At 40.2% G+C, this 16,012-nt stretch carries 9 protein-coding genes; 5 read left to right on the top strand and 4 right to left on the bottom strand.

Going from position 1 to position 16,012, the window contains the following annotated elements:
• Positions 1 to 30 precede the first annotated feature (30 nt).
• The 5 genes from BOQ64_RS09670 to BOQ64_RS09650 all read left to right on the top strand — a co-directional run bounded on the left by BOQ64_RS09670 (position 31) and on the right by BOQ64_RS09650 (position 8,462).
• Positions 31 to 2,184 carry an endo-beta-N-acetylglucosaminidase H gene (locus BOQ64_RS09670; RefSeq protein ID WP_129057898.1) on the top strand — a complete coding sequence of 718 codons (2,154 nt, stop codon included), beginning with the start codon at positions 31 to 33 and terminating at the stop codon, positions 2,182 to 2,184.
• 61 nt (positions 2,185 to 2,245) lie between these two features.
• Positions 2,246 to 4,648: an endo-beta-N-acetylglucosaminidase H gene (locus BOQ64_RS09665; protein ID WP_228448294.1), complete on the top strand. Its 2,403-nt coding sequence runs from the start codon at positions 2,246 to 2,248 to the stop codon at positions 4,646 to 4,648.
• A 123-nt stretch (positions 4,649 to 4,771) separates the two neighbouring features.
• Positions 4,772 to 5,641, top strand: a complete 870-nt coding sequence (locus BOQ64_RS09660) for an ROK family protein (RefSeq protein ID WP_228448293.1) — start codon at positions 4,772 to 4,774, stop codon at positions 5,639 to 5,641.
• A gap of 16 nt (positions 5,642 to 5,657) precedes the next feature.
• Positions 5,658 to 7,940: a GH92 family glycosyl hydrolase gene (locus tag BOQ64_RS09655; protein ID WP_129059697.1), complete on the top strand. Its 2,283-nt coding sequence runs from the start codon at positions 5,658 to 5,660 to the stop codon at positions 7,938 to 7,940.
• 24 nt (positions 7,941 to 7,964) lie between these two features.
• The gene (locus BOQ64_RS09650) at positions 7,965 to 8,462 is read left to right on the top strand and encodes a phosphoheptose isomerase (RefSeq protein WP_129057896.1); all 498 of its coding nucleotides are present in this window, start codon (positions 7,965 to 7,967) and stop codon (positions 8,460 to 8,462) included.
• Positions 8,463 to 8,538: 76 nt separating this feature from the next.
• On the opposite strand, the gene BOQ64_RS09645 is transcribed toward BOQ64_RS09650, so the two are convergent.
• Genes BOQ64_RS09645 through BOQ64_RS09630 form a run of 4 tightly spaced genes read right to left on the bottom strand, consistent with a single transcriptional unit; the run spans position 8,539 to position 15,955 of the window.
• Positions 8,539 to 9,897: a sugar porter family MFS transporter gene (locus BOQ64_RS09645; protein WP_129057895.1), complete on the bottom strand. Its 1,359-nt coding sequence runs from the start codon at positions 9,895 to 9,897 to the stop codon at positions 8,539 to 8,541.
• Positions 9,898 to 9,902: 5 nt separating this feature from the next.
• Positions 9,903 to 11,657, bottom strand: coding sequence for a class I mannose-6-phosphate isomerase (locus BOQ64_RS09640; protein ID WP_129057894.1), 1,755 nt, complete (start codon positions 11,655 to 11,657; stop codon positions 9,903 to 9,905).
• An 11-nt stretch (positions 11,658 to 11,668) separates the two neighbouring features.
• Positions 11,669 to 12,607 carry an ROK family protein gene (locus tag BOQ64_RS09635; RefSeq protein WP_129057893.1) on the bottom strand — a complete coding sequence of 313 codons (939 nt, stop codon included), beginning with the start codon at positions 12,605 to 12,607 and terminating at the stop codon, positions 11,669 to 11,671.
• Positions 12,608 to 12,628: 21 nt separating this feature from the next.
• Positions 12,629 to 15,955, bottom strand: a complete 3,327-nt coding sequence (locus BOQ64_RS09630) for a glycoside hydrolase family 38 C-terminal domain-containing protein (protein ID WP_129057892.1) — start codon at positions 15,953 to 15,955, stop codon at positions 12,629 to 12,631.
• Positions 15,956 to 16,012: the final 57 nt, after the last annotated feature.

Below are 16,012 nucleotides of genomic sequence, written 5' to 3'. Positions count from 1 at the left end.
CACACACCAAAACACCTTAAAAATTATACAATGAAAAAAAAATCAATCCTTACCACTGCACTGATGGCCATGGCGCTTCAGGCCGGTGCTTTCCTTAATGCACAACAGCTTAATCCTAAAGGAATATGCTATGTGGAAGTGAATAACAACAACATCCTGAATACGGGAGCGTATAAACTGCAAACATCGAACAGTTATCTGTTCAATGTGGTAAACATCTTTGCGGCTAATATTAATTACGATACCAGCCGTGGAAGAGCCTATTTATATTCTAACAATAATGTGACCAAGGTTCTTACCAATGCAGATACCTATATAAAACCGCTGCAGCAAAAAGGAATGAAAGTAGTGTTAACCATTTTGGGAAATCACCAGGGAGCAGGGATCTGTAATTTTCCTACCCGTGAGGCAGCCAAAGATTTTGCACTACAGTTAGCCAATACAGTAAACACTTACGGTCTGGATGGGATTGATTTTGATGATGAATATTCAGATTATGGAAATAACGGAACAGGGCAACCTAATGACAGCTCTTTCGTTATGCTTGTTCAGGAATTAAGGGCATTGCTTCCTGATAAAATCATCTCATTCTATTATTATGGAGATGCCGCTTCAAGGCTTTCTTGGAACGGAGCCAGAGTAGGAGATAATATCAACTACAGCTGGAATGCGATGTACGGAACATTCTCTGCACCTAACGTTCCACCATTGACTAAAGCTCAGATCTCTCCGGCAGCAGTCTGGTTGGGAAATACGTCCAATTCTACAACCACGAGCCTGGCCACTCAAACGAAAAATGGCGGCTATGGATTATATCTTTGGTATGATCTTAAAGGAACCAATCAAACATCACAGCTTACAGCAGGAACTCAGACATTGTATGGTGAAGCAACCGTTTTAAGCGGTACTCTACAATCGTGGACACAAGGAACCAATTGTGATGCGCCTATTGGGTTATACACCAGCAATCTTACAGGAACCAGCGTAAAATTAAACTGGACTACAGTAGGAACAAATACTTACGATATTGATTATAAACCAGCTTCTTCAACCACCTGGACGAGTGCAGCTACAGCGGTTAACGCTAGTTCGGTAACAGTTTCAGGATTAACGGCTAATACTGAATACGATTGGAGAATCAGAACAAACTGCAGTGTAAAAAGTACTTATATGTTTGCCCCAAGATTCAACAGTGGATCAGGTGGAACAGCGCCTACAGGTTCTTATGCTCTTTCTCTGGATGGAAGCACTGAATCCGGAGCAGCAGGAAATATCAATTTAAGTGGTTCAGCATTATCTTTCGAAGGCTGGATTAAACCTTCATCCTTCAAAGCTGCTTCTCCATATATTTCATCCATTATGGGAACAGAAGCAGGAGATACTAATTCAGCATTATTAAGATTGGGAGATGCCAGCGTGGCCAATAATAAGCTTCAGTTTGTATTAAGTATTAATAATGTACAGCAAAAACTAGCCTCTACTACGGCTTTGAATGCCAATACCTGGTATCATGTAGCTGCAACTTATGATGGAAGCTCTATGAAACTTTATATCAACGGAGTGCTGGATGCAAGCAAAGCACAAACCGGAAATGTAAGTTCTAATGGGGCATTCAACGTAGGATATCTATATAACACTTCCAGAAATTTCAATGGTAAAGTTGATGAGGTTAGAGTTTGGAAGCGCGCATTAAGCCAGACAGAAATCAGTCAGAATATGTGTAATGTATCTGTTCCGGCTACTTCTCTTGCTGCTTATTGGAAATTCAATGAAGGAAGTGGTTCTACGGTTCAGGATAGTTCAGGAAATGGAATTAGTTTAAGTTTAACAGGAGTAGATGCTTCCAATTGGGGAACAGATCTGCCATGTGCAACAGGCACTTCAACAGTATCAAAAATTGTAGCCAGCCAAAGAGAGTTAAGCTCAGCTAATACGAAGAATCCAATCAGAATATTTCCGAACCCAATCAGCAAATCTTCATCATTTACGGTTTCAGTTCCAGATGAATACAACAAAGGAAAACTGACCATCTTTGATTTTTATGGAAGAATTATGAGCACGAAATCATTGAATACCGGAAATAATCAGTATGAATCATCTGGACTTTCATCCGGAAATTATATCCTTCAGTTTGAATCGCAGAATGGAAGTATCAAACAAACAGAGAAATTAATGATAAAATAATAAAAATAAGTCATTGGGCCTAGGTCCAATGACTTTTCCTATTCTAATAAAATTAAGATCAATGAAAAAAAACGCCTTTCTTATTCCCCTTATGGCTCTGATGTTTCAGACCGCCCCTAAAATGAAAGCTCAGCAGCTTAACCCTTTGGGAGTCTGTTATGTGGAAGTGAATAACAACAACATGCTGAACGCAGGCTCTTATACTTTACAGACTAGCAATAGACAGCTTTTTGATGTGGCCATTATCTTCGCTGCCAACATCAATTATGATGTTTCTAAAAGCAGAGCCTATATCTCAAGCAATAATAATGTTACCAAAGTACTGAATGATGTAAATACCTACGTAAAACCTTTACAACAGAAAGGAATTAAAGTATTACTGGATATTTTAGGAAACCATCAGGGAGCCGGAATTTCCAATTTCCCTAACCGTGAAGCTGCTAAAGACTTTGCTTTACAGGTCGCTCATACTGTATATACTTATGGTCTGGATGGTGTAGATTTAGATGATGAATATGCAGGATACGGAAATAATGGAACAGGGCAGCCTAATAACAGTTCTTTTGTGATGCTATTACAGGAACTGAAAGCCGCAATGCCTGATAAACTGATTACCTTCTATTACTATGGTCCGGCTACTTCAAGACAAAGCTATAATGGAGACTCAGCAGGAAATTATATCAATTACAGCTGGAATGCGATGTATGGTACTTATGTTGCTCCAAACGTTCCGCCTCTTGATAAAACAAAACTCTCCCCGGCAGCAATCTGGATTCAGAATACAAACCCTCAGTCTACTCCTGCATCTGTTGTTGCCTCTTCAGCAACCAGTACTAAAAATGACGGATATGGCGTGTTCATGTGGTACGATTTAGCAGGAACTGATGTAGCCAGCTATCTGAGCACAGGCTCCAATATTCTTTATAATGAAAACACTCAGTTAAGCGGACAGCTTTATTCATGGAGTCAGGGACAGGCCTGTGATCCGCCGTTAGGACTGGAGGTAACCAATGTAACAGGAACTTCTGCGAAATTAAACTGGACCTCTAATGGCTCCCAAACGTATAACATCGATTATAAACCTGCCAGCTCAACAACTTGGACTAACGTTGCCAACAACTACTCCGGAAGTAATGTGGTTATCAATAATCTTACGATGAACACGGATTATGACTGGAGAATACAGTCTAATTGTTCTTCAACCCTAACAAGTACTTATCTTTTTGCTCCAAGATTCAATTCCGGAAACGGATGTGCAACGCCTTCAGGTCTTGTGTCAGGAAGCTATCTTGGAAACTCAACTCAGTTGTCATGGGATGCAGGAACAGCATCTTCTTATACATTGCAGTACAAAACAACTGCGGCTACTACATGGAATGAAGTTCAGAATATTACCACCAATAATTATTCACTGCAAAACCTTACACCTAATACAAGCTATGTATGGAAAGTACAGGCAGCATGTAATGGCGGAACAGTAAGTACTTACTCAGGAGAAGGAGCTTTCAACAGTGGTTTTGCCCCGGTTGTAAGCCCTGGCCCAAGATCACTTTCTTTCAACGGAAGCACAAACTATCTGAATGCAGGACAGTTTAACCTGAGCGGAAATGCTGTAACCATTGAAGGTTGGGTAAAAGTAAATGCATTTAAAACAGCTTTCCCTAATATTTCATCAGTCCTTGGTATTGAAGTAGGAGACAGCAACTCTGCGATGCTTAGATTCGGTGATGGCAATCTGGCGAATAATAAACTTCAGTTTATATTGAGTTTCGGTTCTTCTCAGACAAAAATTAATACAAATACAGCATTCAACACCAATACCTGGTATCATGTAGCTGCGACCTATGATGGAACAGCGATGAAGCTTTATGTTAACGGAACTCTTGATACAAGCACTCCGGTTACAGGTAATTTTACAGCTAACGGTATTATGTATCTGGCAAGAAATTATGACAATTCCCGTGCATTAAACGGTTCTTTGGACGAATTCAGAGTATGGAAAAGAGCATTGTCAGCTCAGGAAATTCTGGATAACAGCTGTAATGTATCCGCAAACTCACAAGGACTGGAAGCCAATTGGAAGATGGATGAAGGAAGCGGAACAGGTGCTTTGGATGCTACAGCAAATACCCATTTTGCAACATTAGTTAATATGACCAGCACCAATTGGAAAACAGAGGTTCCTTGTAATGCTTCTCTGTCTGTAAGGGATGTTGAGAATGTAAAAGAGAATAATACTGTTTATCCAAATCCTGTTAAACGAGGAAGTGATATTCACTTTACAATTACTGAAAACAGTGAGGTTGCATTCTATGATACTTCAGGGAAATTATTGAAAAAACAGGATATTAATCAAAATAATAACACAGTGAATACACAGGATCTGGCTGCAGGTACTTATATTTACAAAATCACATCTTCAAAAAATAAAGTAACTTCATCAGGTAAAATCATTGTTAAATAAAACCTATTGAATGAAGATTTTATCTGAAAAACAGATAACATATTGCAAAACAGGCATACAGACATTATCTTTCTGTTTGTCTGTTTTTCAATACAATAAAACAGTTTGAATTTAAATTAAAAAATGATGCAGAATATACTGGGAATCGATATTGGAGGGTCACACATTACACTCGCGCAGGTAGATCCTGAAAAACGTGAAATTATCACTTCAACCTATGTAAGAGAACATGTTAATTCCTTTGACGACAGAGAAACTATTTTCTCAGCCTGGACTTCAGCCATTGAAAAAGGAGCCCATAATCTGGCTAAATCAGATCTTTTAATAGGAATAGCCATGCCGGGCCCTTTCGATTATGAAAACGGGATATCGCTGATGGAGCAAGGGAAGTTTATGGATATCCTTCATGTCAACATAAAAGAGGAATTGGCTAAAAGATTATCCACTTCTACAAAGCAGATTCACTTTGTTAATGATGCGGCTGCTTTTATGGAAGGCGAAGTTTTCGGGGGCTGTGTACAGGGTTTTAAAAGAGTTTTTGGAGTAACTCTGGGAACAGGATTAGGAACTACATTCTATAATGGAGAATTTGCCACGGATGAAGATCTGTGGGATTCTCCCTTTAAAGATTCTATCTGTGAAGATTATCTGGCGACACGCTGGTTTGTAAATCGGTATAAAGAATTGACCGGAGAACAAATTTCAGGGAGTAAGGATCTTCTGGATATGCCTTTAGAAATACAAAAACAGGTATTTGACGAGTATGCAGATTCTTTCTCAGACTTTATCGTAAAATATGTAGATCACTACAAACCGGAAGTTTTAGTTTTAGGAGGGAATATAGCAAAAGCTTATCCTCATTTTGAGCAAAGATTTATTCAGAATCTAAAAGAGAATAACATTACCTTGCAGGTTAAAATTTCTGCCATATTTGAAGATGCGGCTATTCTGGGAGCTTCCAGCTATGCACTAAAAAAAGCTTATATAAATTAATAAACGAAACGATACAATGAAGTACATTTTTTCCACTTGTTTTATTTTATTACAAGCCTGGGCCTTCGGTCAGAATATATCTCCGGTAGATTATGTAAATCCATTGATGGGAACTCAGTCTAAACCCTCATTATCCAACGGAAATACCTATCCGGCAGTCGGACTTCCATGGGGAATGAACCTCTGGACAGCACAAACCGGAAAAATGGGTGACGGATGGGCTTACACTTATGATGCCGATAAAATAAAAGGATTCAAGCAAACCCATCAGCCTTCTCCCTGGATGAATGATTATGGAGCTTTCTCCATGATGCCGGGAGTAGGGAAACTAAAATTTAAAGAAGATGACAGAGCCAGTTGGTTCAGCCATAAAGCTGAGGTTGCCACTCCTTATTTCTACAGTGTTTATTTAGCAGACATCAATGTAACTACTGAGTTTACGCCTACAGAAAGAGCTTCTTTCTTCAAATTCGATTTCCCGAAAACAGACAGTGCATATGTAGTGATTGATGCTTTAAATAAAGGGTCGTACATCAAAATTTTACCGAAAGAAAGAAAAATTCTGGGGTATACTACCAGATATTCAACCGGGAAATATGATAACTTTAAAAACTATTTTGTTGTTCAGTTTGATAAAGATTTTGAGCTGACAAAAACCTGGAAAGATGATAAACTGATTAATGATAAGTTAGAAATTACCAGTGATCACACAGGAGCTATAGTAGGTTTTAAACTGAAAGATAAAGAAACGGTCTATGCAAAAGTAGCTTCGTCATTCATCAGTTTTGAACAGGCTGAAATCAATCTTAAAAGAGAAATCGGAAACAGAAATTTTGAACAGGTGAAAACCGATGCTAAAAATATCTGGAATAAAACCTTAGGAAAAATAGAAGTAAAAGGAGGTACAGATCAGCAGATGAGAACCTTTTATTCCTCATTATACAGAACATTATTTTTCCCGCAGAAATTATATGAAATTGATGCTCAAAACAAAATAAAGCACTGGAGTCCGTACAACGGAAAAATTACAGACGGAAGAATGTTTGCCGGAACCGGTTTCTGGGATACTTTCCGTGCCTTGTATCCTTTCCTGAACTTAGTATATCCAAGTATTAATGTAGAAATGCTGGAAGGTTTAGCCAATGCATACAAAGAAGGCGGATTCTTACCGGAGTGGAGCAGCCCTGGATATTCCGATATTATGATTGGAAACAATTCTGCTTCCGTAGTGGCAGACGCCTATATCAAAGGACTTCGCGGATATGATGTGGAAACCCTTTGGCAAGCCGTAAAACACGGAGCCAATAATGAAGGGCCTATAGAAGCCGTTGGACGTGCAGGTGTAAAATATTACAATGAATTAGGCTATGTTCCTTACGATGTGAAAATTAATGAGAACGCAGCCAGAACATTAGAGTACGCTTATGATGACTTTTCCATCTATCAATTAGGAAAAGCATTAGGAAAACCTGCCTCAGAAATTGATATTTACAAAAAAAGAGCGTATAATTACAAAAATCTGTTCGATAAGGAGACCGGATTGATGCGCGGTAAAAATAAAGACGGTAATTTCCAGAAGCCTTTCAATCCTTTCAAATGGGGCGATGCCTTTACAGAAGGGAACAGCTGGCATTATACCTGGTCGGTTTTCCAGGATATTAATGGTTTAGCTGAACTGATGGGCGGTAAAAAGAAATTTGAAGCCAAACTGGATGAAGTATTTTCATTGCCACCTGTTTTTGATGACAGTTATTATGGTAGCGTGATCCATGAGATCAGAGAAATGCAGATTATGAATATGGGGCAGTATGCCCACGGGAATCAGCCTATACAGCATATGATCTATCTGTACAACTATGCAGGAGCACCTTATAAAACCCAATATTGGGCAAGACAGGTCATGAATAAGCTATATCAGGCAACTCCGGATGGCTATTGTGGAGATGAAGATAACGGGCAGACCTCTGCATGGTATATTTTCTCAGCACTAGGTTTTTATCCGGTAACTCCGGCAACAGATCAGTATGTATTGGGAGCGCCATTATTTAAAGAGGCAACCATTCACCTTGAAAACGGCAAGAAAATTGAAGTAAAGGCAGCGGAAAACAGTGCAGAAAATTTATATGTACAATCATTGAATGTAAATGGACAGCCTTATTCCAAAAACTGGTTGAGCCATAATGAATTAAGCAAAGGAGCAGTTCTGAATTTTAAAATGGACAGTAAGCCAAATACAGACAGAGGATCACAGGAAAAAGACTTCCCTTATTCAATGTCAAAAGAAGAGTCAGATAAATAATTTTAATTAAGAGAAACAAGATATATGAGCACGGAAAAAAAAGAAATATTCGAGAGAGTGGAACAGACTCTGCAAAGCCAGGGATTTACCATTGCAGCAAAAGACGATACCAGACCATGGGGAGGCTTTTTTGTGATAGATGAAGCTCAGGCACAGGATTTTGCCAACCAGTATTTTGATGGAATTGATGTAGAAAACCTGAGAATAGGAGGGAAGCTAAGCCCGAAAATTCTTATTGTTGCTCCGGAAGCAAGACTAAGCTGGCAGTATCACCACAGAAGAGCCGAAATCTGGCAGGTAGTGGAAGGAACAGTAGGAATCAAAAGAAGCACTACAGATGAAGAAGGAGAAGTGGCAGAATACCACCCAAAAGATCAGGTAAAACTTCAGCAGGGAGAAAGACACAGATTAATAGGACTGTCAGGCTGGGGAATTGTAGCTGAAATATGGCAACATACCGATGCATCCAATCCTTCAGATGAAGATGATATCGTAAGAGTACAGGATGACTTTGGAAGATAAGTCAAAGTCTATATAAAACAAATCCCATTTTAGTGTAATCAGCTAAAATGGGATTTTTTATTTTCAGAAAGTAAGACTACTGCTTACTTTCCCAGGTATGTTCTATTTCCTCTAATGTTTTTCCTTTGGTTTCAGGGATTCTTTTTAGAATAAACAGGAATGCAGCTATGGCAATGATCATGTAGAGCCAGAAGGTATAAGCATTGCCTACAGATCCTATCAGTACCGGAAAGGTCTGTGATACTAAAAATACAGCTGCCCAAAGAAAAAATGTCGCTACTGACATGGCTGTTGCCCGTACTTTAGTAGGAAATATCTCTGCAATCACCACAAACGTAAGTGGGCCTAATGACATGGCAAAACACGCAATATAACCAAGAATCGCAATCAGTACCATATATCCTTGTTGCTGCATATAGAAAGTAAGACCAACTGTAAACAGACAGATGGCCATTCCCGAAATCCCCAGCAACAGTAATTTTTTACGTCCCCAGAGATCTACATACCGGATCGCTACAAAAGTGAAAATAACATTAATAACACCCACCAGAATAGTCTGCATAAAAGCAGAATCAGAGCCTACTCCTGTAGATTTAAAAATTTCAGGGGCATAATACATGATCGCATTGATTCCCGTGAACTGTGAAAATACAGCCAGTAAAATCCCAATTCCCAATGCCCGCTTGAGTTTTGGTTCTTTTATATCAGAAAGAGAAACAGGATTTTCGTCTTTCAGAGAATCATTGATGGAATCCAGTTCCTGTTGAGCAGCAGAAACCCCATTGATCCGAGTAAGAATGGCTAACGCTTCAGGATTCCGTTTCTGTTTGGCCAGCCAGCGTGGGCTTTCAGGTACGGTAAACAATAGCAGGATAAAGATAATGGAAGGAATAGCACCTGATCCGAACATCCATCGCCATCCTGTAGAAATATTCCACGTTTCGTTATGAATTCCGGCTATATATGCGTTGACAAAATAAATGACCAGAATCCCGGTCACAATGCCAAGCTGAAAGATCGATATAAGGCGCCCTCTTATCGCTGCCGGAGCCATTTCTGAAATATACATGGGTGAAAGCATAGAAGCAATCCCGATTCCCATTCCCCCTATAATCCTGAATATAACAAAACTCCAAAGGTTAGGAGCGAGTGCAGTACCCACAGAAGAAAGCGTGAATAAAAGGGCAGAAAGCATTAATACCTTCTTCCGGCCAACCTGATCACTGAGCTTTCCGGAATACATGGCTCCGATAATACAGCCTAGTAAAGCACATGAAGCTACCCATCCGGTCATCACATCAGAAAGCTGATAATAGATCTTCATAAAACCAATGGCTCCCGAGATCACTGCCGTATCATACCCGAATAATAATCCACCCACAGAAGCCACCAGCGTCGATTTATAAATAATATTTGAATTGATGTTTTCAGGCATAGCAATTATTTTAAAACTTTACTTGCAATCATTTCTGTACGGACACTGGCTTTTATCGTTGCACATTCTTTACCGGCACTCTCTCCATGAGGGGTAATCGTATAGGCTCCGACATGGGCGGGAACAATAAAAGTTTCGGCATAATGAATAATATAAGGCTCAAAGCTGTTGTCCGGGCTTTCAATGATTACTTCACGGCCTTCCACAAGATTCAGAACATTCACCACTCCTTCTGTGTGATGCTCTACTTTTTGTGTAAACCAGTGTCTGCGGGTTTCAATAAATGACCACGCATCAAGTCCTGTACGTTCTTCACGCCAGCCTTCTCCTTCAGCAACCTGTTCCGTAAGGTTAAGAATATTTTTCTGAGTCCATGAAGAGGTTCGGTCCCATTGGATTACATTTTTACCATGTTCCAGGGATATAGGTCTGGGTTTCCCGTCCAGTCCCATTCTTCCCCAATCCCAGAGTTTAAAAGTAAAGATATAAGGGGTTGCGCTTATTTCCAACACAACAGAATCTGCTCCCGAGCAATGTACGGTTCCGGCCGGGATGGAAACATGATCATGCTTGCGTACCGGCCATTTTTGTACATATTGGTCAGCATCAAAAGGAATATTGTCATTTTGAGCTGCGGCAAGGTCTTTCATCATGGCATCAGGATCTACATTTTCTTTCAGCCCGAGATATACAAAAGCGCTGTCTCTGGCATCCAGCATATAGTAACTTTCATCTTGCGTATAAGTCATTCCGAACTTTTCTCTGATATATTCTTTCAGAGGATGAACCTGTAAACTTAAATTTCCGCCTTCCATGGTATCCAGAAAATCAAAACGGATAGGAAATTCATCTCCAAATCCATCATAGACCTGGTGTCCAAGCAAAGCTTCCGGCTGGAAAAATACCAGATTGATTGATGGAATTTCTACAACCTGATCCCCAAATTCTAATAATAAACTGTTTTCTTCCGGTACACAATCGAATCCCCATGCGTAATTGGGTACATTCCTGTCCAGATCGCAGACTTCTTTCAGCCATTGGCCACCCCATGGCCCTGGATCAAAAAACGGAACAACCCGGAAAGGCTGTGTTATGGACTGTTTAAGAGCTCCAAACAAAGCATTGGTGCTTATCATTTTAGGCTGTTGGGGTTTGGTGGTATCCAGAACAAAATGACAGGTCTTCAAAATTCTTTTCTTATGACGGTCACAAACACGCCAATCTACAAAATAAGCATGTTTGTACTGATAGGAAAAAGAATCTGTATAATTGGTTCTGCCCAGATTACAGGCTGTATTATTACGGAAGCGCCTCTGTATTTCCCACCGGGGCATATCTGCATAGAGGGAAAGATCCGGCTGCAGGGCCAGTAAAGTGGCACCCGGACCGATAATCACTGTGCAGCCTTGGGTGCTGTTTATCTGTTGTTGAATTGCAGCTATTTTTGACGAATCAAAATAATCTTCCAGCTCCAATGGGGTGATATAGCCAAATACAGGATCATCCGTAACATATTGCTGTACCATTGCTGCAATTTCGTTCTCTGGTTTCATCGCCTCTGAGGTATCAATGATCAATTCAGGATGTAATAATTCCTGCACAGAAGTTATGATCTCTTTGATAAAAACACCGGGATAGCATTCAATGGCAATGAGACGGGGTGTATTTTTTTTTATTTCCTCTGTGATATTATCCCAACCCGTTACGCAGGTGTGGTTTTGTATTTTGATAACAGGGAATTTATTGAAATTTGATTTCATTCGATTTTTTATTAATGATTGACAAGGTGTGCGATTCCGAGTAAAGCTGCAGTACCAGGGAATGCTCCTTCTTTGATCTGTACCTTTCCCCATGGGGTCCAGGCGTGAGTTTCTATATGTTGTCTGATATAGGGCAGAATTTGTGAACTGCTGGCCATAATTCCGCCTGTCAATACAAGAACTTCCGGATCATAGGCATGAATAAGGTTAACCGCACACGCTGCCCATGCCTGTAAGCTTTGATCCCGCAAATTTTTGGCGGCTGCACCTTCTTTTTCAGCGAGTTTGAAAACAAGCTCATAATCAATGACAGGAGAGGAGGAAAGCTCACTTAGGGTAAAGCTATTTTCTGTTTTTGCTATGGCAGGGAGGCTCCAGGTAGAAGCTTCCGTTTCTACACAGCCTTTATTGCCACAGTTACAAAGATTTCCTTTATAATTGATCACAGAATGCCCACCCAATATACCGGCTGTAAAATGTTTACCTCTCAGCAATTGTCCTTCCATAACAGCAGCACTTCCAACTCCGGTACCCAATGTCATAAGAACTGCATTTTCATAGCTTTTTGCATTCCCGTATTTCCATTCTCCAAGTAATGCAGAACGGGCATCATTTTCTATGGTGAAAGGCAGATCAAAAGTTTGCAGACACCATTCTTCCAGATCAATATCCGGAGCGTCTCCGAACTTTTTATCAATAGAAAGAATTCTTTTCTGAATATTGTCCACAATACCTGGAGAAGCTATGCCCAGTCCCAAAATATCGTTTGTTGAAAGGCCTTGCTGATGTAATAGGCTTTCTACGGTTTCCTGTATAAAAGGGAGTCTCTGTCTGAGACCGTGTCCGGAATGAGCATCAATAGATTCGGAAGCCAGGATACTTGCATTCTGGATGATTCCTATCTTAATTCTGGTTCCTCCCATGTCTATGGCAATGACTGGCTTTGACATTTTCTTTGATTTTGAATAATATTAAAGAACAATTCTGATTTCTACGACATCCATTCCGGATAAACTAACCTTTTCGGTAGGAGATAATACTTTTCCGGTTTTAAGTTCAATAATCTTTGAAGGTTTTAGCTGTTCCCACATAAAAGCAGTGGTCTGCTCGTTTTCAGAAGGATTGTAAAGCCTTATAAGGAGACTTTTATCTTCCTGAGGAGTAACACTTGTCACTACAATATTCTCATTATTCATACGGAAAAGACTTTTTCCGACTTGTGATTTTTCTTTAACGGGGATCGCAATAAGAGGCTGTGTAAAAGCTGCTGCAGATTTTTCATTTTCTACAGCATTAAACTCAGCATGAGGACGGAGAGTATAACGGTAATGTACCGGACCTTCCTGATCTGCCTTATAGTTGGTATGCCAATAGTTGTTCATTGCATAGCTGAACCAGTTTGTTGTTCCTGGCGTTCCTTTATCTTTCCATTTTTTATGGCTGTTGTCGATGGTCATTCTTTCATCAATCATCTCTGCAGCTTCAATCAATGGGGTTTCAATCATCATCCACTGCATTCCTTTTTCTTCGGAAGAAGCATCTACCCAACGGCGGCCGTACCAGTAATCCATATTGGAACCGGGAAGCTGGTCCGTAAGGTATTTCATCGTTCCATAACCTGCATCTATTGTAATGTTTTTAAAGTCGGCATTAAAAGGAAATCCGAAATGAACAGATTCTTTTGTACGTACTGGTTTTTTATCCACAATGTTTTCCAGAGCAGCTTCATCACTTCCGGCTGTCAATGTGATAATTCTTTCCAGTTTATGGGCTCCGGGAGCTTCTGAGATTATGGAAACTTTAGCGATTACAGGACCGTTTTCCAGGATTTTTACCTGTACATCAGCATTGGTCATCACTTCTTTCGGATCAGATCCTGGTACATACCAATAGCTGTTGAGTCCCTGATCATTAAAACTTCCTGCGTAATTGGTAGAACCGCTATCTGCAAAACGGGTAATACTTCCTGTTTTACGATCCCATATCAGGGCTATTTTTCCATTGGAAATTCCGTTGTCTGAAATTGTAAAAGTACCGGATGATTGTGTTTTACCTTTAATAATAGTAAAGGTTGCTGTACCTAATGCCGGAATGTCTTTGGCAAAAAATACCATGCTTCCGTCCTGAAGCTTCTGAAGAGGAACTATATTCCCGGATGCATCCTTCACAGCATTTCCGAAAGCCGTTCCCGGAATGGTTACCACACCGCTTCTCGTCCATGATGAGGTATTGAAAACCGCAATTGTTTTAGAGGAAGGATCGGTGAGAGGCTGAAGGAGCTCTTTTTCCAGGTTTTCTGAAAGAGAATTTCCATCAAGGGAAAACTGTCTTTTTACCCTCCATTGGTCCGCTACAAAAGGAAGGTCCGGAGCCGTAATACTGTTGAAAGCTCCCCAGGTATGCTCATGAAAAAGAATAACATTTCTCCATGCATCATAAAACTTTTGGCTGTTGTATTGACCAGGATTTAGCATCGCGTAGAGCGTTGTCAGCTGCTGTAATTTCAGGCTGCTGTTTCGGTTGATCCCTTCCTCTTTGGCGGTGGACATAGATCCATCTTCCCAATAAGGACTTATATCTCCTTTTACAACAGGGATCTGGTCACCATATTTCTTTTCGAATACTTCAAACATCTTTTCATTTGTACTCAGAACAATCTTAGGGGAAGTATATTTCTTATTCCATTCGTCTACAAATCTTGATACGGAAGGATCTATAGGACCATTGTCCGCTACAATATTATAGCGCCACTGCACCATGTCATACGGATAATTGGTTCTCGTAAGATCTTCCAGATATTCTGAGATTTTTTTCTGACCAGTTTCAAATACAGCCCCCGGGTGTACTCCATGCCAGGAAGAGTAGCCTCTTCCTGCAGTCCAGAATAATATTTTCTCCTTTCCGGATGGCGATTGCCACCATACAGGTTTATCGCCCCAGTTTTTTACAAAATTCCCTACACGGTCTCCCAGATAAGGGTTGGTTTTCCCTAAATAATTGGGCCCGCTGGAAAAATATTTTACTCCGGATGAAGTAAGTGCCGGGACTAAAGCCCATGCAAATCCCGGTACATCAGACATCATCGCACTGTTGATTTTTAATCCATATTCTTTTTCAAGTTTCTGAGCATATTCCGTGTAATGGAAAAGTTCTTCCGGCTGGCTGAGACCCGTTAAAATATTACCATACATGGCAGAAAGACCTATTCCGCCCTCATTTACTGCATTTACAAATGATTTTTTATCCTCTGCAGTGGCTGTTTTCATAAAATTTTCCACATCCCAGAGTGCTTCTACATTCCATTTGAAACGCGCTTCTTCAGGAAGGTTTTTAGTCTCCTTAATCATTTTGATAGCGTCATAGATGTTTTTAGTATGTATTTTTTCCACTTCAGCCTGCAGGTGAGAATAGCCAACGTCCGTATGAGAATGATGGATGAAATATAAAGTACGGGGAACAACTTTTCCAGCCTCAATATTTTTACGGAACAACTCTTTTTTTCCTGAATTGACTACCAGCTGTACATTACCCCCTTCCTGTGAAAGATCAACTGGAATGTCAAAAGTTTTGATCCCATCCGGTATTGTGAAAGAGTGAGAGTCTTTATTATTGATGGTTGCTGTTATTTTCTGATCCGGTCCAAAATGTAAAGTAGTAAGGGTGATGAGGCGTTTTCCGTCTTTTAAGATGAATGGAGTAGAGGCTGCATCTATTTTTTCCTCGAAAGTAAATTTATAGGTCATAAACCAGTCACGGCTGTTTTGGTTCTGACCTACCAGTTTCAAGCGGAGAGGTTTTCCCGGTGTTATTTTACTGACAGGGACGCGTAAATAGGCAATTCCATAAGAGTCTTTCAGGCCGTCCATTTTGGTTTGATGAAATACAAACGCTGTGCTGTCAGCAGCTTTGGAAACCCAGTCCGGACGTTGATTGGCCGGATAAGTGGTAAGGATTAATGCTTTCTGATCATTGATATACAGATCAAAATTTCTGGGCCCGCCGCTGGTCCCTGATGAATGTGAAACCAACCAGTTGAAGTAGACGTATGGTCCGGTATTCTTTTGTGGTGCAGGAGCTGTTTCCCATTCTATTGTTTTAGCACCGTCAGTCGTACGGGTAAGAAGCGCACGGGTAGCATGATCGGGGAAAGCTGAAAAATAATCAATGTTTTCTCCGCTTATTTCACGGTTGTATCCGTTCACGGTCTGTACATTGCCAAAGTAAGGTGCTTTTTTCTGACCATGAGCAATATTGCTTATCAGGAAAGAGACCAGCAAAAGAAAATACCTGTTATACATATGCTTAGTTTTTATATTTATATGTTAGAATGTTTGAACATATTGATTGCTAAGAGA

This window comes from Chryseobacterium sp. CH25 (assembly GCF_004119455.1).
GTDB lineage: Bacteria > Bacteroidota > Bacteroidia > Flavobacteriales > Weeksellaceae > Chryseobacterium.
The sequence above is the reverse complement of the archived record's forward strand: the minus strand, read 5'-3'. Positions and strand labels throughout refer to the sequence as shown.

Coding starts and splice junctions, on each gene's coding strand:
- BOQ64_RS09670 (WP_129057898.1), top strand. CDS start 31: ATGAAAAAAAAATCAATCCTTACCACTGCACTGATGGCCATGGCGCTT.
- BOQ64_RS09665 (WP_228448294.1), top strand. CDS start 2,246: ATGAAAAAAAACGCCTTTCTTATTCCCCTTATGGCTCTGATGTTTCAG.
- BOQ64_RS09660 (WP_228448293.1), top strand. CDS start 4,772: ATGATGCAGAATATACTGGGAATCGATATTGGAGGGTCACACATTACA.
- BOQ64_RS09655 (WP_129059697.1), top strand. CDS start 5,658: ATGAAGTACATTTTTTCCACTTGTTTTATTTTATTACAAGCCTGGGCC.
- BOQ64_RS09650 (WP_129057896.1), top strand. CDS start 7,965: ATGAGCACGGAAAAAAAAGAAATATTCGAGAGAGTGGAACAGACTCTG.
- BOQ64_RS09645 (WP_129057895.1), bottom strand. CDS start 9,897: ATGCCTGAAAACATCAATTCAAATATTATTTATAAATCGACGCTGGTG.
- BOQ64_RS09640 (WP_129057894.1), bottom strand. CDS start 11,657: ATGAAATCAAATTTCAATAAATTCCCTGTTATCAAAATACAAAACCAC.
- BOQ64_RS09635 (WP_129057893.1), bottom strand. CDS start 12,607: ATGTCAAAGCCAGTCATTGCCATAGACATGGGAGGAACCAGAATTAAG.
- BOQ64_RS09630 (WP_129057892.1), bottom strand. CDS start 15,955: ATGTATAACAGGTATTTTCTTTTGCTGGTCTCTTTCCTGATAAGCAAT.